The organism is Lelliottia jeotgali (assembly GCF_977070485.1).
The window spans coordinates 1-24,520 of sequence record NZ_CDRVFO010000016.1 but is presented as its reverse complement, the minus strand read 5'-3'; the positions used below and the strand labels follow the sequence as shown (position 1 = coordinate 24,520).

27 protein-coding genes are annotated in these 24,520 nt (G+C 59.6%); 5 read left to right on the top strand and 22 right to left on the bottom strand.

The window, feature by feature from the left end:
- Positions 1–14 precede the first annotated feature (14 nt).
- From ACW4TB_RS21225 to ACW4TB_RS21210, 4 genes are all read right to left on the bottom strand, one after another.
- Entirely contained in the window at positions 15–539 is a 525-nt protein-coding gene (locus tag ACW4TB_RS21225; protein ID WP_012314415.1) for a gamma carbonic anhydrase family protein, read from the bottom strand.
- Between the two features lie 2 nt (positions 540–541).
- On the bottom strand, positions 542–1,735 hold the full coding sequence (locus tag ACW4TB_RS21220; RefSeq protein ID WP_012314414.1) for a CaiB/BaiF CoA transferase family protein: 1,194 nt from the start codon (positions 1,733–1,735) through the stop codon (positions 542–544).
- A gap of 11 nt (positions 1,736–1,746) precedes the next feature.
- On the bottom strand, positions 1,747–2,655 hold the full coding sequence (locus tag ACW4TB_RS21215; protein WP_012314413.1) for a hydroxymethylglutaryl-CoA lyase: 909 nt from the start codon (positions 2,653–2,655) through the stop codon (positions 1,747–1,749).
- A 101-nt stretch (positions 2,656–2,756) separates the two neighbouring features.
- The gene (locus ACW4TB_RS21210) at positions 2,757–3,668 is read right to left on the bottom strand and encodes a LysR family transcriptional regulator (RefSeq protein WP_279931528.1); all 912 of its coding nucleotides are present in this window, start codon (positions 3,666–3,668) and stop codon (positions 2,757–2,759) included.
- 196 nt (positions 3,669–3,864) lie between these two features.
- On the opposite strand from ACW4TB_RS21210, the gene ACW4TB_RS21205 reads away from it, so the two are divergent.
- Both ACW4TB_RS21205 and ACW4TB_RS21200 read left to right on the top strand, forming a co-directional pair.
- Entirely contained in the window at positions 3,865–4,716 is an 852-nt protein-coding gene (locus ACW4TB_RS21205) for a LysR family transcriptional regulator (RefSeq protein ID WP_012314411.1), read from the top strand.
- 96 nt (positions 4,717–4,812) lie between these two features.
- Positions 4,813–5,808, top strand: coding sequence for an aldo/keto reductase (locus ACW4TB_RS21200; RefSeq protein WP_012314410.1), 996 nt, complete (start codon positions 4,813–4,815; stop codon positions 5,806–5,808).
- Between the two features lie 69 nt (positions 5,809–5,877).
- Here ACW4TB_RS21200 and ACW4TB_RS21195 read toward each other — a convergent pair whose 3' ends face one another.
- The 7 genes from ACW4TB_RS21195 to ACW4TB_RS21165 form a co-directional block, all read right to left on the bottom strand.
- A complete protein-coding gene (locus tag ACW4TB_RS21195; protein ID WP_279931527.1) occupies positions 5,878–6,936 on the bottom strand; it encodes a lipocalin-like domain-containing protein in 1,059 nt (352 codons plus the stop codon).
- Entirely contained in the window at positions 6,926–9,385 is a 2,460-nt protein-coding gene (locus ACW4TB_RS21190) for an ABC transporter permease (protein WP_012314408.1), read from the bottom strand. Before ACW4TB_RS21190 ends, ACW4TB_RS21195 begins: the two co-directional genes overlap by 11 nt.
- Positions 9,385–10,041 (bottom strand): ABC transporter ATP-binding protein, encoded by a 657-nt coding sequence (locus ACW4TB_RS21185; protein WP_012314407.1) that lies wholly within the window; start codon positions 10,039–10,041, stop codon positions 9,385–9,387. Before ACW4TB_RS21185 ends, ACW4TB_RS21190 begins: the two co-directional genes overlap by 1 nt.
- 87 nt (positions 10,042–10,128) lie before the next feature.
- On the bottom strand, positions 10,129–10,902 hold the full coding sequence (locus ACW4TB_RS21180) for an IclR family transcriptional regulator (RefSeq protein WP_012314406.1): 774 nt from the start codon (positions 10,900–10,902) through the stop codon (positions 10,129–10,131).
- 69 nt (positions 10,903–10,971) lie between these two features.
- Positions 10,972–12,429, bottom strand: a complete 1,458-nt coding sequence (locus ACW4TB_RS21175; protein WP_279931526.1) for an amidase — start codon at positions 12,427–12,429, stop codon at positions 10,972–10,974.
- On the bottom strand, positions 12,426–13,736 hold the full coding sequence (locus ACW4TB_RS21170; RefSeq protein WP_279931524.1) for a citrate-proton symporter: 1,311 nt from the start codon (positions 13,734–13,736) through the stop codon (positions 12,426–12,428). Before ACW4TB_RS21170 ends, ACW4TB_RS21175 begins: the two co-directional genes overlap by 4 nt.
- 60 nt (positions 13,737–13,796) lie before the next feature.
- Positions 13,797–14,966: a M20 aminoacylase family protein gene (locus ACW4TB_RS21165; protein ID WP_279931522.1), complete on the bottom strand. Its 1,170-nt coding sequence runs from the start codon at positions 14,964–14,966 to the stop codon at positions 13,797–13,799.
- A gap of 476 nt (positions 14,967–15,442) precedes the next feature.
- Here ACW4TB_RS21165 and ACW4TB_RS21160 point away from each other — a divergent pair, with 476 nt between their 5' ends.
- A complete protein-coding gene (locus tag ACW4TB_RS21160) occupies positions 15,443–15,685 on the top strand; it encodes a hypothetical protein (RefSeq protein ID WP_279931520.1) in 243 nt (80 codons plus the stop codon).
- Between the two features lie 164 nt (positions 15,686–15,849).
- Positions 15,850–16,119 (top strand): DUF3077 domain-containing protein, encoded by a 270-nt coding sequence (locus tag ACW4TB_RS21155; RefSeq protein ID WP_279931519.1) that lies wholly within the window; start codon positions 15,850–15,852, stop codon positions 16,117–16,119.
- Between the two features lie 420 nt (positions 16,120–16,539).
- On the opposite strand, the gene ACW4TB_RS21150 is transcribed toward ACW4TB_RS21155, so the two are convergent.
- The 5 genes from ACW4TB_RS21150 to ACW4TB_RS21130 form a co-directional block, all read right to left on the bottom strand.
- Positions 16,540–16,803 carry a DUF6531 domain-containing protein gene (locus ACW4TB_RS21150; protein WP_218176400.1) on the bottom strand — a complete coding sequence of 88 codons (264 nt, stop codon included), beginning with the start codon at positions 16,801–16,803 and terminating at the stop codon, positions 16,540–16,542.
- A gap of 206 nt (positions 16,804–17,009) precedes the next feature.
- The gene (locus ACW4TB_RS21145; protein WP_279931516.1) at positions 17,010–17,594 is read right to left on the bottom strand and encodes an imm11 family protein; all 585 of its coding nucleotides are present in this window, start codon (positions 17,592–17,594) and stop codon (positions 17,010–17,012) included.
- Between the two features lie 61 nt (positions 17,595–17,655).
- Positions 17,656–17,937: a DUF6531 domain-containing protein gene (locus ACW4TB_RS21140; protein ID WP_455843075.1), complete on the bottom strand. Its 282-nt coding sequence runs from the start codon at positions 17,935–17,937 to the stop codon at positions 17,656–17,658.
- 304 nt (positions 17,938–18,241) lie between these two features.
- Positions 18,242–18,706, bottom strand: a complete 465-nt coding sequence (locus ACW4TB_RS21135; protein ID WP_279931514.1) for a hypothetical protein — start codon at positions 18,704–18,706, stop codon at positions 18,242–18,244.
- Between the two features lie 21 nt (positions 18,707–18,727).
- Entirely contained in the window at positions 18,728–19,102 is a 375-nt protein-coding gene (locus ACW4TB_RS21130) for a hypothetical protein (RefSeq protein ID WP_279931512.1), read from the bottom strand.
- 16 nt (positions 19,103–19,118) lie between these two features.
- Between ACW4TB_RS21130 and ACW4TB_RS21125 the strand changes: the two genes are divergently transcribed.
- A complete protein-coding gene (locus ACW4TB_RS21125; protein WP_455843067.1) occupies positions 19,119–19,544 on the top strand; it encodes a hypothetical protein in 426 nt (141 codons plus the stop codon).
- On the opposite strand, the gene ACW4TB_RS21120 is transcribed toward ACW4TB_RS21125, so the two are convergent.
- From ACW4TB_RS21120 to ACW4TB_RS21095, 6 genes are all read right to left on the bottom strand, one after another.
- The gene (locus tag ACW4TB_RS21120) at positions 19,505–19,951 is read right to left on the bottom strand and encodes a DUF6386 family protein (protein ID WP_279931511.1); all 447 of its coding nucleotides are present in this window, start codon (positions 19,949–19,951) and stop codon (positions 19,505–19,507) included. The two genes, ACW4TB_RS21125 and ACW4TB_RS21120, sit on opposite strands and share 40 nt — an antisense overlap.
- Positions 19,952–19,953: 2 nt before the next feature.
- Complete coding sequence (locus ACW4TB_RS21115) at positions 19,954–20,151, bottom strand: hypothetical protein (RefSeq protein ID WP_279931509.1); 198 nt, start codon at positions 20,149–20,151, stop codon at positions 19,954–19,956.
- 78 nt (positions 20,152–20,229) lie between these two features.
- On the bottom strand, positions 20,230–21,621 hold the full coding sequence (locus ACW4TB_RS21110) for an RHS repeat-associated core domain-containing protein (RefSeq protein ID WP_455843066.1): 1,392 nt from the start codon (positions 21,619–21,621) through the stop codon (positions 20,230–20,232).
- Positions 21,622–22,092: 471 nt separating this feature from the next.
- Positions 22,093–22,698: a hypothetical protein gene (locus ACW4TB_RS21105; protein WP_279933775.1), complete on the bottom strand. Its 606-nt coding sequence runs from the start codon at positions 22,696–22,698 to the stop codon at positions 22,093–22,095.
- A gap of 369 nt (positions 22,699–23,067) precedes the next feature.
- Positions 23,068–23,640, bottom strand: coding sequence for an imm11 family protein (locus tag ACW4TB_RS21100; RefSeq protein WP_080765893.1), 573 nt, complete (start codon positions 23,638–23,640; stop codon positions 23,068–23,070).
- Between the two features lie 65 nt (positions 23,641–23,705).
- A complete protein-coding gene (locus ACW4TB_RS21095) occupies positions 23,706–24,419 on the bottom strand; it encodes an RHS repeat domain-containing protein (RefSeq protein WP_455843074.1) in 714 nt (237 codons plus the stop codon).
- Between the last annotated feature and the right edge of the window lie 101 nt (positions 24,420–24,520).

Below are 24,520 nucleotides of genomic sequence, written 5' to 3'. Positions count from 1 at the left end.
GCCACTGAAGGGGGTTAGCCGATACGCACGAGCTTTTCCTTGCAGGCTTGGCCTTTGCGCACGTAGTCAGCGGCATTGGCGTGCATGTGCGCGATGGCCTCTGGCGACAGCTCACGCACCACTTTGGCAGGTGCACCGAGGATCAGTGAATTGTCGGGGAAGACCTTGCCTTCGGTGACGATGGCACCCGCCCCCACCAGGCAATTGCGGCCGATGACCGCGCCGTTGAGTACCACCGCCTGTATGCCGATCAGTGCACCATCGCCAATCGTGCAGCCATGCAGCATCGCCTGGTGGCCGATGGTCACGCCACTGCCCACGGTCAGGTTGAAACCAGGGTCGGCATGCAGCACCGCGCCCTCCTGCACATTGCTGTGCTGGCCAATGTGGATCGGTTCATTGTCGCCGCGCAGCACCGCTTGCGGCCACACACTAACGCCTTGCGCCAGCGTGACATCGCCGATCACCGTAGCTTGCTCGGCAACGAAGGTTTCCGGGTGCAGGTTAGGGACAAGCGTGTCGTATCGGTAGATGGCCATTTTCAGCGCTCCTGCTCGTCAGTCTTGAGCACGCCTGCGGCGCACAGCTCGGCAATGTGCGCATCGCTGTAACCAAGCTCGCGCATGACTTTCTGGGTGTGCTCGCCGATACGCGGGATCGGCCTGCGCGGTTGCAGGCGCTGGCCATCGAGCGCCAGCGGCAGCAGTGGCATCGGCGTGCTGCTGCCGTCCTCCAGGGTGAGGTCGGCCATGCCCCCGCTTTGCATCAGGTGGGGGTCATCGAACAGCTCCTCCGGGCGACGGATCGGCGCGAAGGGGATGCCATTGGCCTCAAGCTCGACCGCCAGTTGCTGCGCATCAAGTGTGGCGAATACCTCGGCCAGGTGCGCCAGCAAACGCGGGCGCTGCAACACCCGGTCGTTGTTGCTGGCCAGGGTGGGGTCGTCGCGCAATGCCGCCTGGCCAAGCACGGTGCACAGCGCCTGCCACTGCCCCTCCCCTGTGGCGGCGACAAACATCTGCTCGCCCCCGGCAAAGGTGAACACATCATAAATGGCCCAGGCACTGATACGGTTGGGCATTGGCGCTGCCGCCTCCCCCGTGACCACAAACTGCTGCATGTGCTGGGCGGCCAGCAGCACGCAGTTCTCGTACAGTGCGCTCTGTACCTCGCGGCCAACGCCGGTGCTGTTGCGCTCGTTGAGCGCGGCCAGCACCCCGATGGCCCCGAACATGCCGCCCATGATGTCGTTCACCGAACTGCCCGCACGCAGCGGCCGCCCCACCGGCCCGGTCATGTAGGCCAGGCCCGCCATCATCTGCACCACTTCATCCAGAGCCAGCCGATTGTCGTAAGGGCCGCTGAGAAAGCCCTTGTGCGAGGCGTAAATCAACCGCCGGTTGCGCTCGCGCAGGGCGGTGTAGTCAAAGCCGAGCGTATGCATGCGCCCTGGCTTGAAGTTCTCGATGAACACATCGGCCGTGTCGATCAGCGCCAGCACGGCATCCCGGCCCTGGGGCGTTTCCACATCCACGGCGATGCATTGCTTGTTGCGGTTGAAGGTGCGGAAAAACCCTGCGCCTGCGCCGAGCAAGCGCCGTGTGCCATCGCCACGGGTGGGCTCGATCTTGATCACTTCTGCGCCAAGATCACCGAGGATCATGCCGCAGGTGGGGCCCATGACCATGTGCGAAATCTCAACGACACGAATGCCGTCCAAGGGGAGTCTGGACATGCGGGTAGCCCTTAGTAGTTGAGCGGCAGGCCGGCGCGGGCGAGCGCGCCGTACAGAGGTTCATCGGGCAAGGCATCACGCAGTACCTGGCGTGAGTCGATCAATGCCTGCAGGTCGATGCCGGTGTCGTAACCCATGCTTTGCAGCATGAACACCAGGTCTTCGGTCACGGTATTGCCGGAGGCACCTGGCGCGAACGGGCAACCGCCAAGGCCGGCCAGCGAGGCGTCCAGCTCGCGGATACCTTGCTGCACGGCGACCAGGCTGTTGGCCAGCGCCAGGCCACGGGTGTCGTGGAAGTGCGCGGCGCGCAGGCGCTCCCCGGCAATGCCCCGCACCGCCTGGATCACCTTGGCTACCTGCCCGGGGTTGGCGTAGCCGACGGTATCGGCCAGCGACACCAGGTCGCAACCCGCCTCGATCACCTGGCGTGTCAATGCGCACAGGTCACCCAGCGGCACATCACCCTGACGGGTGCAGCCGAAGGCCACTGACATGCCGGCGATCATCTGCACGTCATGCCGGCCCATCTCGCTGCGCAGCTGGCACATGCGCCCCAGCTCCTCAACCATTTCCTGCGGCGTGCGGCGTACGTTGGCCATGCTGTGGGCGTTGCTTACCGACACCGGGGCGACGACGCGTTGCGCACCAGACTCCAGTGCATCCTGGGCACCGCGCAGGTTAGGGGCCAGTACCGTAACCAGCAGGCCCGGGTAGGTCAGTGCGTGGGCGACCACCTGTTTGGCGTCGGCCATCTGCGGCAACAGCCTGGCCGGCACGAACGAGGCAACTTCCATGTGGCGCACGCCAGCGGCATACGCGCTGTCGATCCAGCGCAGCTTGGCGGCAGTCGGCATGACCGTCTGCAGGCTCTGCAGGCCATCGCGCAGGCCGACTTCATTGATTGTTATTGTTGTCATCAGGGGGCTCTCTGTCTGAAGCGTGTGGCCAGACTAAGAGCAGCATGGCGGGCAGAAAAGACGTCTTTCACGGGCTGATCCATCGTCAGCCGCGATGGATATCAGGGCATGGCCTGCCAGGCCGGCGCGCGCAGCAGCAAGTGGTCCAGCAGGCGCCGCGCCGACAGCGACAGCGCGTGCCGGTCACGCATGCAGATGACGAACTCACCCAACGCCCAGTCATCGGTCAGCGGGATCACCCGCAAGTCGAACAGTGGCGCATAACGCGCCACCGCCTCCTGCGGGAACACCGCCAGGCCCAGGCCGAACTGCACCAGCCGGTAGGCCGCATCGAACGACGACACGTACGAGCGAAAACGCAATTCCTTGCCAGCTGCCTCGGCGCTCTTGCACATGAAACTGTTCAACGTGGCGAACGCCGACAGCCCTAGGTGCTCGTAGCCAAGCGTTTCGGCAAAGGCAATGCTGCTGCGCGCTGCCAGCGGGTGGCTGGCACCGACCACCACCGCCAGGTGGTCTTGCCGATAAGGCACGAACTCAAGGCCGCCGCCTGCGGTGGACTTCCTGCAGATACCCAGGTCGGCATTGCCCTCCGCCACGCCACGGACCACATCGGGGCTGAAGCGCTCTTCGATATCGGCCTGGATCAACGGGTTTTCCAGCATGAAGGCCGACAGTTCCTCGGGCAGAAACTCCATGATCGACGAGACATTGGCCAGCACCCGCACATGCCCCCGGGCGCCCTCGGCGTATTCGCTCAGCTCACTGTCGAGGCGCTCCATGGCCCGGGTCAGGCCGCGGGCATGGCGCAACAGGGCAAGCCCTGCCGGGGTGGGTTCGACCCCGCGCTTACTGCGCTTGAGCAGCGTGGTGCCAAAGCGCGCTTCGATGTCCGAGATACGTTTGCTGACAGCCGAAGGCGCCATGAACGCCCGCTCACCGGCGCGGGCGATGGTGCCCTCTTCGCAGACCACGATGAACAGGTGCAAGGACAGGTGGTCGAGGGGCTGCATGGCGGTATCCGGGTAAGGAGAGGCAGCCATCCTAGCATCAGTTATTTGTGTTGCCCCACCGCCGGCAAGCCGGCTCCGGCAGCGATGGCGGTGCTTTTGAAATTGACGCGAAACGTGTGTGCCGGCATTGGAGCCGGCTCAGCTCGTGGGAATCGCCAAGAGGCTTTATCATGGCCCTCCACCACAGAGGCCCGCCATGTTCGATTGGGAAGACCTGCGCCATTTCTGCGCCTTCATCAGCACCGGCTCCCTGTCGGCCGCAGCCAAGCAGCTGGGCGTCGACCACGCCACCGTGGCCCGGCGCATCGCCGCACTGGAAGCTGCGCTCAACCTCAAGCTGGTCGACCGCCGCCCCAGGGCTTACGTGCTGACCGAGCAAGGCCGCCGGGTGGGCGATTACGCCGAGCAGATGACCCAGGCCTCCTTCGCCCTGGAACACTTCGCCAGCGCAGGCCAGCAGCAGGTTGAAGGCCAGGTGGTACTGGCCGCCCCGCCCGCCTTGCTCGGCAGCCTCATTGCGCGGCGCCTGGCCACGCTGTGCAACCGCTACCCGCAGCTGCACCTGAAACTGGTCGGCAGCAAGTCGCGCGCCTCGCTGGCGCGCCGCGAGGCCGATATCAGCGTGGCCCTGGCCAGGCCCAGCGAGCCCACCCTGGTGGCCAGCCTGCTGGGTTACCTGGATTACCGCCTGTACGCCGCCCCCGGCTACCTGCGCAGCACCAGCACGCCGCGCTATATCGGCTACGACCAGTCCCAGGCCAAGTCGGCGCAGCAACAGTGGCTGCTCGCCCAGACCCACCACCAGCCCTTTGTAGTGCAAAGCAACGATTTGCGCATCCAGGCCCAGGCCGCTGCCGGCGGCATCGGCATTGCCTGCCTGCCGGCATTCATGGCCCAGGAGCATGGCTTGCAGGCCATCGGGGAGGAAACACAGACCATGAGCATCGAACTATGGCTGGCCGTGCATGAAGACGTGCGCAACACACCGCGCATCAAGGCCGTCACCGATTTTTTGCAGCAACAGGTCAAGCCACTGCTGCGCTTGTGAATTTCTGCAGAGCTCGCCTGCACCGATACGGGATTTCCGCACGCCCACAGCCCCGCTAAGCTTCCCCCATCGCAAACGACCACCGAGGAGAAGCAGATGCAGTACGTCAAGTTGGGCAACACCGGCCTGGATGTTTCGAAACTGTGCCTGGGCTGCATGACCTTCGGCGAGCCGGGCGCCGGCACCCACCCCTGGACCCTCGGCGAAGCCGACAGCCGCCCGATCATCCGCCACGCCGTGGAGCAAGGCATCAACTTCTTCGACACCGCCAACAGCTACTCGGCCGGCACCTCGGAGCTGATCCTGGGCAAGCTGCTGAAGGCGTTCACCCGCCGCGAAGAAACCGTGATCGCCACCAAGGTGTTCTTCCCGGCCAACATGTGGGAAGGCAGCACCCGGCCCAACGAGCAGGGCCTGTCACGCAAGGCGATCATGGCCAACATCGACGCCAGCCTCACCCGGCTTGGGACCGACTATGTCGACCTGTACCAGATCCACCGCTGGGACTACCACACCCCGATCGAGGAGACCATGGAGGCGCTGCACGATGTGGTCAAAGCCGGCAAGGCGCGCTACATCGGCGCATCCTCGATGTATGCTTGGCAGTTCGCCAAAGCCCAGCAGGTGGCGGCCAGCAACGGCTGGAGCCGCTTCGTGTCGATGCAGAACTACCTCAACCTGATCTACCGCGAGGAAGAGCGCGAAATGATCCCGCTGTGCCTGGACCAGGGCGTGGGCCTGATGCCCTGGAGCCCGATGGCCCGCGGCCGGCTGACCCGCCCGCATGGCCAGCAGACTGAACGTACCCGTACCGACATTTCCGGCCGGTCGTTCTATGAGAAGACCGAAGTGGAGGACGGCCGGGTGATCGATGTGGTCGAACAGATAGCCCGCGAGCGTGGCGTGCCCATGGCGCAGGTGGCGCTGGCCTGGGTACTGGGCAAGCAAGGGGTTTCGGCGCCGATCGTGGGCGCGTCGAAGGTGGCGCAGCTCGATGATGCGATTGGCGCGTTGCAGTTCGAGCTCAGCGCCGAAGAAGTGGAGCGCTTGCAAGCGCCCTACGTGCCGCATGCAGTGACGGGCTTCAAGTAGGCCTGCCCGGGCCTCACCAGCGGCATACCGATGCCCCCACAGGTACTGCACCCAGGCAGGTGCAGTACCTCAATAGCCCGTCATTTCCAGATACCCACGCCCCTCCTTACCCACACGCACCGGGCCCTCCCAGTAAGGGAAGCGCGTGCCCATCCAGGCCTTGGGCTCCAGCGCATCCACCTCGACATCCACCTGTACCGCTGGCACCTTGACCCGCCAACGGGTGGGCACCTTTTTGCCATTGTCCTGCCGCGTCCAGGCCAGCGGTGTCAGCTCGATCTGCCCGCCCTGCAGCGCACGCGCCTGCCCTTGGGCATCGACCCAGGTGCCCGCGCGGTAAGGCGGCCCCTGGTCCTCGCGCACCTGGAACAGCATCAGCTTGGCGCCCGTGCCCAGGTGCAGCGAAAACCAGTCCCAGCCACTTTGCCCGGCGGCCAACGGCTGGCTGCTCCATTCCCGGTCAAGCCAGGCCTGCCCTGTGACGGCGACCCGCTGCCCCTCGCGCTCGACCTCGCCACTAACCGTGTAGAACGGCTGGCTGTAGTAGTACGACGCCTGGCCCTTGCCGGATTTTTCGCTGTAACCCTGCACACCGTGCAGCAGCAGCGGCTGATCACTGGTGAGGGCAAGGTCATAACCAAACCCTTGGCCCCTGGCCCGCATCTGCAGGCGGTCGACTCCGGGTTTGCCCTGCAGCGACCAGTCGTTGATCCACGCCCGGAACGGTTGTGCCTCGACGCCCGCCTGGCCAACCCCACCGCGCGCGAGCGTTTCACTGACCTGGTGGCCGCCCGGGCCGGTCAGCGCGGCGTGGCCCATCCACAGGTTGGGGCTGTTCCAGTTCCAGGTCTCAGGCCCAAGCCGCAAGGCCGAGCGGAACAACGTCCATTGCACACCCCAGTCACGGCCCTGGGCATCGCGCAGGTTGGCGGTGACGTACCACCATTCGATACGAAAGCCCCCATGCGCGCCATGGTCACGTGGAAATTCCAGCGCATGCCCTGGTATCACCTGCCTGAACGCCGCCGCATCGTCGCCCAGGCCCGCATAACTCTTGGGTTCTGGCGCAGGCGGGTCGCACCCTGCCAGCAGCAGGCAGGCCATCAATAGCAAGGTTTCAGCTTTCATCGGCAAATTGCCTCAACAGCGCACTTGGCTGGCTGCGTGCCAGTTGCCACAACGGCCAGGCACTGGCCAGCAGGCTAGTCAACAGGCCCAGTACGGCCAGTTGCACCAGTTGCCCGGTAAATACATGCCAAGGCAGACGCCAGCCGAACGCCTGCACATTCACCACCGCCACCAGGCACCAGGCCAGCAGCAGGCCCAAGGGGATCGCCAGCAGCACGGTGAAGCAGCTGAGCATCAGCGTTTGCCCCAGGCTCAGCCAGGCCAGCCAGCGCCGTGGTACACCCAAGGCCCACAACGGTGCCAACTGCCCCAGGCGGCGCTGGCTCAAGGTCAGCTGGCTGATGAACAACGCCACGCCGGCAACCCCTAGAGTCAGGCTGTTCAATGCCGCCGTGACCGCGAAGGTGCGGCTGAACACCTCGCTGGACCAGGCTTTGAGGCGGGCCTGCTCCACCACCTGATTGTCATCCAGGGCATAGCGCCGTTGCAGTTCATCCTTCAGCGCAGCCACCCGTTCAGGCGGCACCAGCAGGCTGAAACCCGCAAGGCTGGCCGCTGGTGCATGGCTACGCAACCAGCCGGCGTTTACCAGCACATGGCCCTTGGGGTTGCCATAGTCGGCATAAACGCCCACCACGGTCATGGCCTGGGGCGGCTCGCCAGGCAACTGCAGCGTCTGCCCTACAGCCAGGCCAAGGCGACGGGCAAGTTGCTCGCTGAGCATTGCACCACGGCCGGCGGCCAGCGCCTGCCAGGCGCCCGGTGCCTGCTGCAGCAGTGGCCAGTGCTGGCGGTAGAAAGGGTGATCATCCACCCCCTGTACCTGCACCGGCCACTGCTGCAGGCGCCAGTCCACCCGCCAGCTGGGCAGCACCGCGCTGACGGTACGGTCTGCCAGCAAGCGCGCGTAGATCTGCTGCGCCTGCGCGCTGTCGCGGGGCGTGACGTACACATCGGCGGCCAGGCGCTGGTCCAGCCAGCCGATGAAGGTGCGGCGAAAGCCTTCGGTCATGCCGCCAACCCCGACACTGGCGGCCAAGGCCAGCAACAGCGCCATCAACGCCAGGCTCAAGGCCGGTAGTTGCTGGCGGCTGTCGGCAACGAACCACTGCGCCAGCGGGCGCTTGCACACCCGCGCCAAGCCGCCGAGCAAGAGCGCCAGCAACCCCGGCAACAACAGCGCCGCCGCCAGCAGCAAAGCCGCCAGCATGCCGAATGCACTGGGCAGCCCATTGCCCAGGTAGCCGCAGCCCCCCGCCACCATCAGCAGCACGGCGCCGGCGCCACCCTGGCGCCGCAACCACGGCACTTGCGCCAGGCGCCAGGCCTGGGGCTGCGCCAAGGCCAGCAATGGCAGGCGCGCGGCACGCAGCAGGCTGTCGAGCCCCGCCAGCAACGCGCCCAACAGGCTGACGGCAATGCCTGCCAGCCACCAGGTGGCCGGCAAGTGCAGCTCCCCCGCCACCTGGGCGCCATAAAGCCCGCGCAGGCTGGAGGCGAAATCAGGCAGCATCAGTGCGGCCAGCAGGTAACCTGCAGCCACGCCTGCCACACCGCCCAGCACGGCAAACAACCCCAGCTCCAGGGCAAGGGCTGCCAGCAGCACCTGCAAGCTCACACCACAAGCGCGCAAGGTGCGGATCAACCCGCGCCGCTGTTCCAGCGCCAGGCCAATGGCCGCATGGGCAATGAACAGCCCCACCACGAAGGCCAGCAGGCCGAGGGCGGTGAGGTTCAGGTGAAAGCTGGCGGTCAGCCGCTGCAGGTCGGCATCATCCCCGGGCGGCTGCAGCTTCAGCCTCGCCGCAATGTCGCTCGGCAGTGGCTGGTCACTGTCGCTGAGCAGCCACGACAATTGCCCGGGGGCATTGAGCAAGGCCTGCGCCTGGCCGATGTCGACCACCACCACACCCGGTGCCAGCTGCGCATGCATGGTAAGCGGCGGCAATACTTGCCCGTCCACCGTGGTCAGCTGCTCGCCGGGTTGGCGCCCCAGCTGGCGCAGCGTGTCCGGGCCCACCCACGCTTGCCCCGGCGTACCCACGAACGCCTGCAGGTCAAAATCCTGCACATCGGCACCGGCAACGGCCATGCCCGGCAACAGGCCAAGCGGCTCGATCCCGACCAGGCGCAGCGCAACCTGCGGCGCTGCAGCCAGCCGCAAGCGCCCTTCCAGCACCGGCGTCACCGGCCAGCCCAGCCTGCGCAATTGCACATACAGCGCCTGGTCGAAGCGCTGCCCCGAGCGTGCCACCAATTGCGGGCGGGCAGGCCCGGCGAGCACCGCACTGGCTTGTGCGTAGTCGTTGCGCGCCTGAGTGTTGAGCGCCTGAACGCCGGCCCACAGGGCCGTGGCCAGCCACAAACCGGTGAAGATGCTGATGCACTGCAGCCGGTGACGCCACCAATGGCTGCACAGGGCCTGCACGGTGATCCGCAAGCTGTTCATCACCCCTGCACCCGGCCCATCTGCAGCACGCAGCGGCGCTGCAGCATGGCGGCCAGGCGCTGGCTGTGGGTCACCATCAGCACGCTGCTACCCGCCTCGTGCACCAGCTGCAGCAGCAGCGCCAACACCTCGTCGCTGCTGGCCTCGTCAAGGCTGCCGGTGGGTTCGTCGGCCAGCAGCAGCAAGGGCCTGCTGGCCAGCGCGCGGCCAATGGCAACGCGCTGCTGCTGCCCGCCAGACAGTTGTTCCGGGTAGCGTTGCAGCAACGGGGCCAGCCCCAACCGGGTGGCCAGGTGCGTCACCCAGACCGGGTCATGGCGCCCCGCCAGGCGCGCCTGGAAGGCCAGGTTGGCGGCCACGTCCAGGCTGCTGATGAGGTTGTACTGCTGGAACACCAGGCCGATGCCCTCGCGCCGCCAACGTGCCAAGGCAGCTTCGCCGCGGTTGTCCAGGGGTTGGCCATCGATCAGGATGCGCCCGCTGTCGGCGCGGTCCAGGCCCGCCAGCAGGTGCAGCAAGGTGCTCTTGCCGCTGCCGGATTCGCCCATCAAGGCCAGGCTGCTGCCGCGTGCCAGCGTCAGGTCCACCCCGCGCAGCACCTCCAGCGGGCCTTGGGCAGTGGCGAACGACTTGCACAGGTTTTCGACGACCAACATTTGGCGGGCCTTATTTGCCGGGTCAGACTGTAGGCATAGCTGCAAACGCCGCTTTGGGGCAAATAGCTTGCGCTGTTTTCACTGGCCTCAGTTCACCAATGCGTGCTGCACCTGCCCCACCGTCGCCGCCAAGCTGTTCAGGTGCAAGCTCAGCACCCGCTCCACCGGTGCCTGGTCCAGCGGCCAGTGCAGCGCAATGCTGCCCGCCAGCCGCCCCTCCACCCGCACCGGTAAGGCAATCGCCCGGATCAGGAACGGCAAGCGCACGGGGTATTCCCAAAACCCTTCGGTGCGCTGGCCAAAGCCTTTGTGCCCATCGGCCTCGATATCGCGCAACAGCGCTTCATCGCCCACCCGCTGATGCGTCGCCAGGCGCTGCACCTCAGCCGGCGCCAGCTCCTTCAGGCACGCCCGGCCCATGGCCGAGTGAAACAAGCTGGCATGCTGCCCGACGATCTGACAGTTGTGCGGGTAGCGTTTACGCAGCACCTGCGGGATGGCGCTCTCCATCACCTCCAGCCGCTCGCCGTCGAATGAAGAAAGGTCCGCCACCAGCCCGGTGCGCTCGCTCAGCTCCAGTAGCAGCGGCGCGGCACGTTCCACCAGTTGGCGCTTGAAGCGCAGCTGGCGGTCGCCAAACAGGCGCCGGGCACACAAGCGGTAACGGCGGTCGCTCAGGCCACGGTAAACCCAACCCTGTTCCTGCAAGGTGGCAAGCATGCGCGATACCGTGGCCTTGGGCAGTGCCGTCAGGTAGTGCAGCTCTTCGAGCCCCAGCGCCTGGTGCTCGCCAAGCAGTTCGACGATCGCCAGTGCCCGCTCCACCGAGCGCACGCCACCGCTGTCTGCGGTAATACCCATGGGTTCGACCTCCCTGTCTGTGCGTGGATGGTCATCATGCCCAGCAAGATACGGGCCTGCCCAGGGCTTTCAGCGCGCCTGCAAACACCCGGGCGGCTGCCGCGCTACCCAGCGCGTCAGTTGTTCATGGGCATAGGCCAGTTGCAGCACGGCGTGATCGGCCTGGGCCGGGCCTATGATCTGCAGGCCCATCGGCAGGCCGGCGGCGTTGAAACCCACCGGCACGCTCATGCTCGGCAGGCCGGCCAAGGTCGGGCCAATCACCACCTCCATCCAGCGGTGGTAGGTGTCCATGGCCTGCCCGCCAACCACCTTCGGCCATGGCTCGGTTGCGTCGAAAGGGAACACCTGGGCAGCCGGCAACAGCAAATAATCGTAACGCTCGAACAATTTGCCCAGCGCCTGGTACCACGCGCTGCGGTCCAGCGAGGCCTGGTAAACGTCCGCTGCGGTCAGGCGCAGGCCGCCCTCCACCTCCCACTGCGCCTCCGGCTTGAGCTGGGCGCGTTTGCCCGGGTCGGCATACGCCGCCCCCAGGTTGCCGTGCACCAGGAAGTGGCGATGGGTGAGCCAGCATTGCCATAAACGCCCCAGGTCGAACCCCGGCTGGCACGCCTCGACCTCGCAGCCCAGCTCGGCGAAGTCTGCCAACGCTGCCTGGCACAGGCCCATCACCCCCTCGTCCATCGGCAGGTAGCCGTCAAAGTTGCCCAGCCAGCCAACCCGTACACCCTTGAAATCGCGCTGCAACCCGGCGGCAAAGTCACGCGGGCCGTCACTGAGCGACAGGGGCGCGCGCGGGTCGTGCCCGGCCTGCACCGACAGCAGCCGCGCCACGTCCGTCACCGTGCGCCCCATCGGCCCCTCGGTGGCCAGCTGCTGCACGAACAGCTCCGGCGTTGGCCCGTATGGCACCCGCCCTTGCGAAGGGCGCAGGCCGAACACGTTGTTGAACGCTGCCGGGTTACGCAGCGAGCCCATCATGTCGCTGCCGTCGGCCACCGGCAGCAGGCGCATGGCCAACGCCGCTGCGGCGCCGCCACTGCTGCCGCCTGCCACACGGCTGTGGTCGTAGGCATTGGTGGTGGTGCCGAACAGCGTGTTGTAGCTCTGCGAGCCCAAGCCGAATTCCGGCACATTGCTTTTGCCGACAATGATCGCCCCGCTCGCCCGCACCCGCGCCACGCTGATGGCGTCATGCGCCGGCACCTGCTCGGCAAACAGCGGCGAGCCCAGCGTCGTGCGCAGCCCCGCCGTGGCCGCCAGGTCTTTGACTGCCTGCGGCATGCCATGCATCCAGCCACGCGACTGGCCGGCGGCCAGCTCACGGTCGCGCACCTCAGCCTCGGCCAGCAGCACCGCGCCCTCGCGCAGCGATACCAGCGCATTGACCTGCGGATTGAAGCGCTCGATATGGCCCAAGTAGGCCTGCATCACCTCACGGCACGACAACTGGCGCGCGTGGATCGCCTCGGACAGCGCCTGGGCATCGAGGGCGACGATCGGGTCGATGGCTAACGGGTTCACGGTTTCACTCCAAGGTTGAAAGCGACAGCCTTGCCAGCGCGGGGTGCTTCTTTCAGGCAATAGGTGCCCAGCAGCGTCAACAGGCAGGCGAACAGCACATAGAACGACGGGGCCACCGGGGTGCCGAGCACCTTGCTCAGCCAGGTGACAATCAACGGGGCAAAGCCGCCGAACACCATCACCGCCACGTTATAAGCCACCGACACGCCGGTGGAGCGCACCGCGATCGGGAACTGCTCGGCCAGGGCGGTTGGCGCCGGGCCGAAGAAGCCGCCAATGGCGGTGCACAGCAGCAGTTGCATCACCAGCAGGCGCTCGATCGACGGCGCTGCGGCCACCCACACGTACAGCGGGTACACCATCACGAAAAATGCCAGGGTAAAGGCCATCAGCACCGGCCGCCGGCCAAGCCGGTCCGACAGCGCTCCGGCCAGGGGGATGACCACGGTCATCAGGCCCACGGCCAGCATCTGCACCAGCAGCACCTGGTCCAGTGGCAGGCCAAGGTTTTTGTGGGCGAAGGTGGGCATGTTCACCAGCACTACGTAAAACGACACCGTCGCACCACAGGCCAGGCCCATCGAGACCAAAAGGCTGCGCCGATGCTCCCGCAGCACCTGCAACAGGCTGGGCGCCTGGCCCTTGGCCTGCTTGCGCGCCTCTAGGAATTCCTCGGGTTCTTCCATGTGTTTGCGAATCCACAGCCCCACCGGGCCGATCAGCAAACCGATCACGAACGGAATCCGCCAGCCCCAGCTGTCCAGCGCCTCGGGCGTGCACAGGTGGGTCACCAGCGCGACCATCCCCGCCCCGCTGAACACCGCCAGGCACTGCCCCACCAGCTGCCACGAGCCATATAGCCCCTTGCGGTGGGCCGGTGCGCTTTCCACCAGAAACGCCGTTGCACTGGCGTACTCACCGCCCGTGGCAAAGCCCTGCAGCATGCGCGCCACCACGATCAACAGCGGCGCGCCCATGCCAATGGCCAGGTAGCTGGGGGCAAAGGCGATCATGGCGATGGACACCGTCATCAGGCGGATGATCAGTTGCATCGCCGCCTTGCGCCCCTTGCGATCGGCATAGATGCCCAGCAGCACCCCGCCCACCGGGCGCATGAAAAAGCCCACGCCGAAGGTGGCCAAGGCCATCAGCAGCGAGGCGTACTCGTCGTCGGAGGGGAAGAACTGGCGGGCGATGATGCTGGCCAGAAAGCCGTACACGATAAAGTCATACCATTCCAGGGCATTACCGATGACCGCCGCGACCACTTGCCGGGTACGCGACGCGCCTGTGTGTGAAGTCTGCATGCGGAACACTCCATCAATCTGTTGGCCAGAAACGGCGGCGGGCTGCAGCTTGAAGCTTCCCTAGTTGAGCCAGCGCTCGGTCAGGGCGCCCCAGTAGGCGGCGCCGGTCAGCAGGATGTCGTCGTTGAAGTCGTAGGCAGGGTTGTGCACCATCGGCCGCTGCACGCCGTTGCCGATGAACAGGTAGGCGCCGGGGCAGCGCTGTAGCATCCAGGCGAAGTCTTCGCTGCCCATCAGCTTGCGGGTGTTGCCGTCCACCGCATCGGCGCCGAGCAGCTCGACGCCGACCTGGTGGGCAAAGGCGTTTTCGTCGGCGTGGTTGACCAGCACCGGGTACGCCGGGCGGTGTTCGATGCTGGCGGTGCAGCCGTAGCTTTGGGCCTGGCTAAGGATGATCGCCTGCACCCGCTCCAGGGTCTGCGCCCGCACCTCGGCGTTCAGCGCACGCAAGCTCAAACGCAGCAACGCCTGTTGCGGGATCACGTTGGCCGCCTCGCCTGCCTGCAGTGCGCCCACGGTGACCACGGCCGCCTCCTGGGCATCGATATTGCGCGCCACCACGGTTTGCAGGGCCATCACCACACTGGCTGCGGCCACCAATGGGTCGACCGCCAGGTGCGGCATGGAGCCATGCCCGCCGACGCCTTCGATGGTCACGGTGAGCAGGTCCTGGGAAGCCATCATCGGCCCTTCTCGAAAGCCCAGGTGCCCCGCCGGCAACCCCGGCATGTTGTGCATGCCGAACAGGGCGTCACACGGGAAGCGCTCCAGCAGCCCATCGGCCAGCATCGCCTCGGCGCCGCCCTGGCCTTCCTCGGCCGGCTGGAAGATCAGCGTCAGCGTGCCATCGAACTGGCGCGTGGCCGCCAGGTAGCGTGCCGCGCCCAGCAGCATGGTGGTATGCCCGTCGTGGCCGCAGGCGTGCATGCAGCCCTGATGGCGGCTGGTGTATTCAGCGCCGGTGGCTTCTACGATGGGCAGCGCGTCCATGTCGGCACGCAGGCCCAGTTTGCGTGGGCTGCTGCCATTGCGCAGCACGCCGACCACACCGGTTTTGCCGATGCCGGTGTGCACTTCGTAGCCCCAGTCTTTGAGCAGTTGCGCGACCAGGGCCGCGGTGCGGCTTTCTTCGAAACCGAGTTCGGGGTGGGCGTGGATATCGTGGCGGATGGCGTGCAGGTCGCTGGCCACGTCGTTGAGCCAGGCCAGGATGTGCTGGTGTTGCTGCATGTGGAATCTCCTCGCGCGGGTGGGTCCCGTTCTTGTTGTTCGCTTTGAGATCACGACGGTTGAGGCAGGTCGTGGTTGCGGACAGATAAGCGCGAGTGGGGCGGGAGCACAATTGAATGTGGTTTCACGTGGTGGAACATCACATGGGCGGGGATGTTTTCCTACAGAAACCGGCTGAAAAAATCAGATTAATTCCCTTTCTTGTAGTCCGTTTCCCAAAGATACTGCCGACGCCTGTTTTTCGTTGCACGCGCTAAACGTGGGCCATAGTCTCGGCCGGTCGCTGCCAATTCAGCGACCGGCTTTGACAGGCCGTCGATTGTTGTCCGTGTGCATACGCTTATGGCGGCTGTACGTGCGGGCACCTTCGTGTGCGCCGAGTGCCAACAATCTCGGTCTGTCAACCCGCGTACAGCTGCCTCCCTCTTGTTTGACAGCAAGGCGGCTTGCAGCTCAACCATTGTTGGAGCGTAAGCATGCTGAAGATGGTCCCCGATCCACCCCACACTTCCCACTCCCTGGAAGACACACTCATGATGGCTGCGGACTACGCACTTTGCGCAGAAGCCGTTGCCCAGCAGGCGATGATGATGCAACCCAAATCGCCCTCCTCCTTGTTGATCATGACCTCCATGCACGAGCTCGAAACCTTGCGCAAATTGCTTGAGGTGGCCTTGGCGCAAGTGCAAATGCCGACAGAGCCGAGAACGCTGCACTAAGTCGCATCATGTCAGGCCTGGCCTGGCTCTTTCAAAGGCTAACCACTCGCACGGCGCCGCCCCTGAGGTTGTAGACGACCCTTAGGCGCTCGGTGAACCCGTGTGGGCCCGGTTTGCCGGCGAAAGGGCCAGCCCAGGCACCCGCATTTTCAGGGAGCCAACCAATGCCAAAAGACGACACAAACGAATACACCACACCCGGTAAAACCATGTTCTACCAGGCAGAGGGCCAAACCCAACCCCTGTTCTGCATCGCCCCAGGCATCCCCTGCCAAGATGCCCGGGAGCAAGCCTCAGAGCTGATGGGGTGTGTGCGCGACCTGACCATCACCGGGCTGATGGAAGAAAACCCGCAACTGATCTGGGCGTCCTATTACCTGAGCGCGCTGGCCAAGGCGCTGCTGGATGATGCCGAGTTGGGGATGCAGCGGTAGGTCAGCAAGCGGCGGACTCGCCCATCGAGGACAACTAGGCTCCGTACGAAAAGTTGTGTGTCGCTGCCACCGTTGGAGCTGGCTTGTCAGCGCCTTCAGGAGTTTTCATACAAAGCCAAGTGATGGGCCAGTTCGATAAGACGATGCGGTGATCATGGGCTCTCAAATGGCCCGATTATGGCACCAAAGGAGTACTAGCCAACGTGATCTCACGTGGAGGAACCTATCTACCAAACGTGATTGTACAGCGCGTACCCACACGCTAGTACAGAAGCGATCAGAATGAACGCAGAAATCCCGCGCCCTTCATAAATATGGCTCCAAGGCACTACATGTACCAGCCGCTCAGGCGGCACGATTTCAGAAAACGGTAGCGAATGATGAAGTACGTGATGCTGATCAGGGGATAAATGAATACGGCTATCTGCCCTTGCGGCGCAGGCTTTGTTCCCACGGCAGTACCCAGCCGCGGCCGAGCACGCTGTCGACCGTCAGGTCGCTTGCGTAGAAGCGCGCCCCCTCGATGGGCATCAGGCCGGGCAGGCTGAAGTCGATTTCGTCGGGGATGAGTTTGCGGCCGGTGGTCAGGTTTACCGGGCTACCGCTTCGACCACGTAGCGGCTGGCGCCGCCGCCAGCGACAGGGCAGCCCTGCCAAAACATGCAAAAAACTAATTAACCTCATGCAACATCACGGCCAGCAATACAACTCTAGCAGCACATAAAGCTGGAAGCGTAATGAGACAAAGTTGGCATCGACGTCCAAACCAGCTATTTTAAAGATCATTTTGTGGTTGGCGACCCTGAGCACCCCTGATAAATAAACTTGATCGAACTCCATCCCCCATACTTAGCATATCAACGCATAAAAACACCCGCCAAGCCAATTGCTCAACCGAGAGCAACAAACCTTATCGCGAGCTTCTTGCTTTCGACCTTACTGACAAAAACCTCCGACACGATCGGATCAATCCAAATGACGTCACCCAAAAACAAGAAATGAGAACCATCTGCTTTTGATTCATCAACACACAGCTTTGTTACACCTCGGGCCATGTACTCAGCATCCAACTCACTCGACTTCAATTTTTTTAAAATCATAGCTTTACCAGAGTAATCTGAACGCTCATAGTCGAAGCATTTTATCTTCTGATTCAAGTGTATTAAAAAGTAATCTTTTTCTACAGGCCTGCCGTCAAAATATTTCACCTCAGCCTTTACAAGTTCAGCGCTAGAACCTAACTCTTCAAATACAACTCTTAACTCCCTCGAGCCAAAAAATGCACCGCATGCAGTCAAGAAAAAATCAGATTTCAGACTGCGAATTTTTTTATCCAGCACTACAGTAATTGATAGCCCTTTTAACGAAATGCATTTCCCTACTTGATAGTAGTCATTGAGCTCCGGAGAGAATGAAACCTCGCCATCCGTATACCCCCCTTCAACTACTTCATGCAACATTGTAAAATAATTCATAATTTCCCTCCTAACATGTCGATCTAGCGCCTTTCGGCCTAGGGTCCGTATTTTGTAAGCGCTAGGTGTCTGAACCAAGACTCATCCTCATACTGCGTTCGCCAGGGCCGATCGTGTTAAGAACGGTCTTATCAGTGTGATACACGAAGCCGCCGCTGCGGCGTAGGCTTTCCTCCCAAGGCAGCACCCAGCCTCGGCCCAGCACGCTGTCGATAGCCAGGTCGCTGGCGTAGAAGCGTGACCACTCGATTGGCATCGTCCCTGGCAGGACAGAACCCGTTTCGTAGGCCAGCAATTTGCGGCCAGTCGTCATATTTACAGGATTACCGGTGAAACCGCCGATCGCACGTTCGATGGCCGGGCCAACGATGAAGCGCCCGGCAAGGTAGCCGCCCGGGATCTTCGCTCAATATCGATAACCTAATGATAGGGTTAATCTTGACCTTAAAACTCAGGTCAGAACCAAGAAAACGCAAGAAGTGGCTGAGACAAAGTTGGCAGCCACTTCCATGGCTCATCCTCAATTTTAATGAGCAAAACCCGTGCTACCGTTTACGCGTCACTCCAACCGCACCTCAAACCAATCACCACACCCGAATTCACTAGACATCTAATACATATAGATAAATAAGGCGACAATTCAACATTCAATCAACTAAAATAGTTCCCGGCTCATTCTTATATTGCTGGACCAGTTTTACAACCATTTCCCAACCATCATCCTGACAGTCTTTTTGACCAAAAAATACATACGTCATCAAACCCTCGTAACGATCGCCACTCGAGCAACCCTCCACTTCAAACTGATGCACAAAATCCATTGGCGTATTACCCAGAAATCGCCAGCTTGGCTCGTCCACCCATTTCGGCGACGCCCCGTAGCAACGAAAACTATTGGCCAATCGGGAGGTTATCCAGGTTACGGCTTTCTTTGGAGCTGCGACAATCCAGTCTACTGTCGGTGCCTCCAACCCTTCGTTGATGTATTCATCAAATAAATGTTGTACAAAATCTTCGGCTTCGGCATGACTGGTTCCGGCTTTGTATTTTTTTGCAGTCACAGCCATAAACACAGAACTGAACAATATATAAGATTTATCTCGATCTACCATGTGCCCACTTCTTTTATGACTTCAATCAACTCGTAGCCTACCTTTCTGATGGCCCGCCAACTCCCTACCATTACCCCTTATGACCAACAGGCTAAATGATATCGAAACGAATGCCGGCAAAAGCAAACCACTGGGTAGTGAGCTCGAACTTAATCGACCTATGAGCAATCCCTCAAGCACGGCAGTCAAATTATCTTTAAAATATTCAATTTCTGGCGACCTAGAGGCAATAATCGCCACATGCCACTCGTCGCTATTTTGCTTCGAGGTCACAACCCAAAAAATGCAATCTCCATTATCCGTAACACCTACCGGAATCAGCCCGTTCTCTACAGGATAAAGAGGATATTTAAAATACTCACTATCAGATGGTGTGCGGCAAACCATCTTCGCCATTGAGGTACTCGGTCAGGTGGCCAAGGGCATCGGTTTCGGCGAGCAGGTTGCCCTTGTCGTCGTAGCGCGCCTGCCAGGTGCTGCCGTCCGGGTAGGTGACCTTGGTTACCAGGGTGGTCAGGTGGTGGTATTCGTAGGCGATGGTGCGGCCCAGCGGGTCGGTTTCTTCGAGCAGACGGGCGAATTTAAGATGGGCTGGGACCTACGCCCCAGCCTTTTTACGCTCATTTTTAAAGAACCACTTTCTACAGCAGTAAACTTAGGAGCAAAAAATGCAGAGCGACACACACTTCTTATTGCAAATTTCAAATATTCAAGCCAAAGCACTTCCAGACTTGTCTACCCTCTCAAAAAAAGATCAGTATTATTCAATTACACCCACCATTTTGGATCATTAGCAATTCAACCAAGCCGGATTGAATCTGAAAAATTGTTACGATGACTATCAGCACATGCAAAGGATAACTTTATTACCCCGCATTCAGCAGCGTATGACATTTGATAATTACCTGGAGCAAGATCAATAAAAGCCCCCTGTATAGCATCAGAAATATCAGGTTCTAAATCTCCTCCCGTGGCATCCTCGCCCGCGCCTATAAATACACGCCCGGAGGGGACTGACAAGAAGAGGCTACCCAGTGCACCAGGCAAGTCATCAAGAACTTTTACTACGTACTTTCCATCCTCAACGAGATTTAAAAAGGCTATATTACCTTCATTCATCTCATAAATCTCATCGCGTTGGATACTCCACCAATCAAACGTATCGCTCATACGGTGGCGAATTGCGCCAAGATCAAATATCGCCAATGTTGCAGTATCTGTAATCACCGAGAACTCAGTAGTCATAGTTACTCCAAAATAATCTCACTAATAATGTCACCAGACTTAAGGCCAGCCCGCCTCCCAGCACCTTTCAATGAACTTCCCACACTTTTATTAATCGTTTCATTGAGCATTTGCAGCCGTTGGGTTGCAGATACGCCAACAATCAAATCAACAGGATGATCAGCATTGAATTTAGTTAAGTCAGGTGCTTTACCAAACATTCGCTCGTATCGGTCACTCACCGCCTTGCGATACGAACCTTGCAGAGAAGAAATCCTGACATCGTGTGTGCCTGGGGATCAAACAAGCTCTCCCCTTTTCGCAGCTCTGTTAAGCGCATTTTTCTTTTCCATAAACTGTTTTTCTAAAAACGTCCTTTCCACGCTAGAAAGCTCGGAGTTAGACAACGCTTTAGGTTTATTTACGGTTAGCGCAGTGGAGCATGTCAGCCCCAGCGGGTCAACCCAATTCTGAGCATTGGGACCGTATTGGTAAAGATTGAGACTCCCCGCTAAGCCAATAGGATCTTGAGTTACAAACCTTCCGGCTACGGAATCGTAATATCGAAAAGTGTTGTAATACAGCCCCGTTTCGCTGTCGGAATATTGCCCTTGAAATCTCAGATTCTGCTCGATTTCAGTGTCCGTCAGCTGCTCAATCGCTCCCCAAGAGCGATACGTCGCCTGCCAAACAATCTCACCTTCGCTGTTACTTAACTCTAATGGCGTCCCGATCTGGTCCGTATGGAAGTAGTAGACCTTAGGATCTTGTCCCTCCGCCTGATCAACACGAACCAGCGGCGCATAACTGCCTGGCTCGTACAGGTACAAGATGTTCTGCCCCGACGTCTCCTCACGCAGCATCCTCAGTCCTTGCCAGAGGAAGCGCTTCTGCTCCGTGATGCCGTTAATTTCCGACTGCTTGGTTACCCGTCGACCCAGGCTGTCATAGCGATACGAGCCGGTGCTTTCCAGCTTGCCATTCACCACTGTCTCAGCACGCACCAGCCGGTTCTCACAGTCATAACTAAAGCTCTGCAGCCTGCTATGCCCCGAGCGCTTCTCGATCAGGTTGCCCCACGGATCGTAGCGGTACTCCTGATCCCGCCAACGCTTAATGCGATTGTCCTTGACCTTCTCCAACTGCCGCGCATTGAAGTCCAGGCGGTTGGCGGCCGGGTCATAGCGGAACTCTTCGCTGCCGACCAACGAGCCGGTATCGCGGCTGTGCGACTGGCCGTTGGCTTCGTACTCGTACTTGATCTCGCCGCGCAGCTTGTCCAGGGTGCGCACCAATTCGCCCGCCGGGTCGTACTGGTAGCGACGGTGAATCGGGTTGTAGGCGTGTTCCACCAGCAGCGAGGTGTTGATGCCGGGGTTCTGCACTTGCGACAGCTTTTCCGCCGGCAGGGTCGAAGCAAACTGCCATGCCTTGCGCCCCATGGCGTCGTAGCCAAAGCAACTGGTGAGCTTGCCCTGCGTGCGGTACACCTCGCGGTGCAGGTCATCGCGTTCCATGTCGCTGATGACCTGGCCGTCCAGGTTCAGCTGGTGCAGGTGCCCGCTGCCGTAGTACAGGTGGTTGACCTTGCGCCCGTCTGGCAGGGTCAGCGTGGTCAGGTTGCTGAGCGGGTCGTACTCGTAGCCCAGCTTGCCGTTGGAGGTGGTCTCCTGCGTCAGCCGGCCGAGCAAGTCGTACGCATATTCCAGCTTTTCCTCGGTGATCCCGAGCTGCTTGCCGGCATCCGTCGGGTGGCGTTGAATGCTCAGCGCATCGTCTTACTCGAAGGTTTGACGTACATCGCGGGATGACCTTGGCCAGCAATCGCCAAACGCATCTCGCGCGAACACGGTGTCGAGCTCAAGGCGCGCACCGATTTCCGAGCATCTACTTGCGAAAAAGCAGGACACAATATCAAAATACTAATAGTGCCCCCTCAAATTTTATCCAATTGACTTCTTAAAGAGCTCAACCCAACCGATATTGATACTACTGCCGCTCATCACTAGGGCGCAACTACAAACTATCACTGCTCAGGGGCGAGATATTCCAGCACAGCAATATGCGAAATGCCACCCCTCAGTAGAGAATTTCACCTAGCCGGCGAGCTGTCGCACTTAACCAGGGCCATCACCAAAAACATCAAGCAGCACACTAACCGCTCAGGATGGGAATCGTTGTTCCTGATAACCATTTGGGAAAACGTTTACAATTCTGAGCAGCTCATCACCGCTATACTCAAAAACAACTTCAAATTCAGAAAATTCACTATCGGCATGCTCTTTTTGGCGCACCATTATTTTCTCCAGTTGCGTTCCGGAGTATTCGTATACCGAGTCACTGCAGCCAAACGCCCCCCAATTCAGATCTCGATAAATCAACCCACCTTCTACAACTGAAAGCGAAATATTTCTTAGCCTACCCACACTAGTGAAATGTGTACGTTCAATTGAGGCGTCATCGTACTTATAAAATTCTTTACTTACTATATTTTCTGACTGACCATACACCTCTACAAACACGATACGGTCTCTTTCATCCAGGTTATAGACATGGGTATTCTTTATATTTTCAGGCAACTTCTTTAGCAAACACCCCTTTTTAAAGCCCGCGCGCTCCACCTCATATGGGCGCACATTATAAAAAGCCCCTTTGCTTATTACTTTTTTTGAAACTATCGGTAGAGCCTCGGACAAATACGCCTCCATAGACTCAGCAGCATTGGAGTTAATTGTTTCAAATTTTTCTTTAAGACAACCTAATCCCATACAAAACCATCACCCCCTAATAGATATGTAGTAGACGACCATCGTAAACCTTAACCTCATAATTAACAAAATCGTACTCTGGACATCTGCCGCAAACTATATTTTCGGCACGATATAGCTTCGGCCTTTCATCACGCAAGTTAGTTACTTGAGACTTTTTCATCGACCAGGTCACCATTCCTAAACACGTTGTAGAGGACGTTAGAGGCCTTGTGATCACCTGATTGAGTCTGGTAGCGGAGGATATCATTCCTCTTCAAAAAAGCGGCACATCATCAGTTTCCATAGCACTAACATAGAAATCATTCATAAAATCTCATAGTAATCTGAATGACCCCCGCATACCCATTTCAAGCATCCCAGCAGCATTTAAATATCTTCAAGGTCGGCCCACGGATCATATCTGTAGGCACTATCAACCTTTGTAAACGAAATCCCCTTCAAATCACTTGCAGCTAGCAAGAACCGTTCACTGCAAAATAACTCCAACGTCTCCTGGCATCGAAAAATATCACTTTCTATAGCATCAGACAGTACAAACAGATCTATTCGATCAATGCTTACTGAACCAGGATAGAGCGGGCTATTTATAACGCTGCCAGTCTGGATGTCCTTTGATAATTCATATACAGACTGATCCTTATCCATGGCTGCCAAACTTTCGCCCGGAAGGAAAATAAAAAACTCACCTTGCCTAATTGTTTTTCCTGATTTCAACTCAAGCGGAACAGCCCTATATTTGGCGCCTAGACAGTCGCAAACACTTAAGAATCTTTTTGAGACATAGGTAGCGCCAACCTGATGAAAATCAAAGTCTATACTTTCTAGCTCTACATCTAAATTAGTCAAAGTGAGACTATAGTCATGTTCTATTTTCAGACTTTCAGGATTTGGCTCATAGGGTTCCCACTCAAATTTCTCGCAGTTAAAAAAACCTGCCATGCTCACGGGGCATCCCTCGTCCGCCGAGTCATAACTTATAACGTAATAATTTTTCTCATACAAACTCATAAGAGACGCCCCGTAATTGCATCCATAACAAATTTGTTGGCTTCAAGCCCTTCTCTCGCAAAGTTTTGAATCTTACTAATTCCTAATACTAGCTGGGTATCTGATAGCTTTCCAGCCTCAAAGAACCTATTTAAACTTGAAACCTTTGACTCGATAACATCAGTATACTTTCCGTGATTTGACCAGTGCCCGGGCAGATTGATTTTTTGCGTCAAACCTTTACTCCCAGGCAGGAAAATCCCATTTGACGCTCCATCCCCATCAAAACCAACTGATTTAAGTCGGTCGAACATTTTAGCATATTGTGGGTTGCTTAATATTTCTTCTGGAATAAGGTGATGATTTGCCATTCCATCACCTTTCCTAGCGCCCATACTATTTCCCAGCTTTGTGGAACACCACCCTAATGGATCAATCTCTTGAAGGGGGTTAGTGGTATATAAATAAGTATTTGTACCCCCAGCCAACCCGATCGGATCCTGCGACAGGAACCGTCCAACTTCTGGGTCATAGTAGCGGAAGGTGTTGTAATATAATCCGGTTTCACTATCAAAGTACTGGCCTTGGAACCGTAAATTTTGGTCAATCTCATTGACCGTCAGCTGCTCAATCGCCCCCCACGAACGATACGTCGCCTGCCAAACAATCCTACCCTCGCTATCCGTCAGCTCCAGCGGCGTACCAATCTGATCGGAATGGAAGTAATAGATCTTCTGCTCATCCCCTTCCGCCTAATCCACCCGCGCCAACGGCGCATAGCTACCCGGCTCATAGAGATACAGAATGCTCTGCCCCGGCGTCTCCTCACGCA

Excerpts from the sequence above, each read along its gene's own strand:
- ACW4TB_RS21135 (WP_279931514.1), bottom strand. The coding sequence starts at position 18,706 with ATGGTAGATCGAGATAAATCTTATATATTGTTCAGTTCTGTGTTTATG.
- ACW4TB_RS21170 (WP_279931524.1), bottom strand. The coding sequence starts at position 13,736 with ATGCAGACTTCACACACAGGCGCGTCGCGTACCCGGCAAGTGGTCGCG.
- ACW4TB_RS21130 (WP_279931512.1), bottom strand. The coding sequence starts at position 19,102 with ATGGCGAAGATGGTTTGCCGCACACCATCTGATAGTGAGTATTTTAAA.
- ACW4TB_RS21200 (WP_012314410.1), top strand. The coding sequence starts at position 4,813 with ATGCAGTACGTCAAGTTGGGCAACACCGGCCTGGATGTTTCGAAACTG.
- ACW4TB_RS21220 (WP_012314414.1), bottom strand. The coding sequence starts at position 1,735 with ATGTCCAGACTCCCCTTGGACGGCATTCGTGTCGTTGAGATTTCGCAC.
- ACW4TB_RS21160 (WP_279931520.1), top strand. The coding sequence starts at position 15,443 with ATGCTGAAGATGGTCCCCGATCCACCCCACACTTCCCACTCCCTGGAA.
- ACW4TB_RS21215 (WP_012314413.1), bottom strand. The coding sequence starts at position 2,655 with ATGACAACAATAACAATCAATGAAGTCGGCCTGCGCGATGGCCTGCAG.
- ACW4TB_RS21190 (WP_012314408.1), bottom strand. The coding sequence starts at position 9,385 with ATGAACAGCTTGCGGATCACCGTGCAGGCCCTGTGCAGCCATTGGTGG.
- ACW4TB_RS21165 (WP_279931522.1), bottom strand. The coding sequence starts at position 14,966 with ATGCAGCAACACCAGCACATCCTGGCCTGGCTCAACGACGTGGCCAGC.
- ACW4TB_RS21195 (WP_279931527.1), bottom strand. The coding sequence starts at position 6,936 with ATGAAAGCTGAAACCTTGCTATTGATGGCCTGCCTGCTGCTGGCAGGG.
- ACW4TB_RS21105 (WP_279933775.1), bottom strand. The coding sequence starts at position 22,698 with ATGGGATTAGGTTGTCTTAAAGAAAAATTTGAAACAATTAACTCCAAT.
- ACW4TB_RS21180 (WP_012314406.1), bottom strand. The coding sequence starts at position 10,902 with ATGGGTATTACCGCAGACAGCGGTGGCGTGCGCTCGGTGGAGCGGGCA.
- ACW4TB_RS21120 (WP_279931511.1), bottom strand. The coding sequence starts at position 19,951 with ATGACTACTGAGTTCTCGGTGATTACAGATACTGCAACATTGGCGATA.
- ACW4TB_RS21225 (WP_012314415.1), bottom strand. The coding sequence starts at position 539 with ATGGCCATCTACCGATACGACACGCTTGTCCCTAACCTGCACCCGGAA.
- ACW4TB_RS21100 (WP_080765893.1), bottom strand. The coding sequence starts at position 23,640 with ATGGCAGGTTTTTTTAACTGCGAGAAATTTGAGTGGGAACCCTATGAG.
- ACW4TB_RS21150 (WP_218176400.1), bottom strand. The coding sequence starts at position 16,803 with ATGAGGTTAATTAGTTTTTTGCATGTTTTGGCAGGGCTGCCCTGTCGC.
- ACW4TB_RS21205 (WP_012314411.1), top strand. The coding sequence starts at position 3,865 with ATGTTCGATTGGGAAGACCTGCGCCATTTCTGCGCCTTCATCAGCACC.
- ACW4TB_RS21145 (WP_279931516.1), bottom strand. The coding sequence starts at position 17,594 with ATGAATTATTTTACAATGTTGCATGAAGTAGTTGAAGGGGGGTATACG.
- ACW4TB_RS21210 (WP_279931528.1), bottom strand. The coding sequence starts at position 3,668 with ATGCAGCCCCTCGACCACCTGTCCTTGCACCTGTTCATCGTGGTCTGC.
- ACW4TB_RS21115 (WP_279931509.1), bottom strand. The coding sequence starts at position 20,151 with ATGTTTGGTAAAGCACCTGACTTAACTAAATTCAATGCTGATCATCCT.
- ACW4TB_RS21185 (WP_012314407.1), bottom strand. The coding sequence starts at position 10,041 with ATGTTGGTCGTCGAAAACCTGTGCAAGTCGTTCGCCACTGCCCAAGGC.
- ACW4TB_RS21155 (WP_279931519.1), top strand. The coding sequence starts at position 15,850 with ATGCCAAAAGACGACACAAACGAATACACCACACCCGGTAAAACCATG.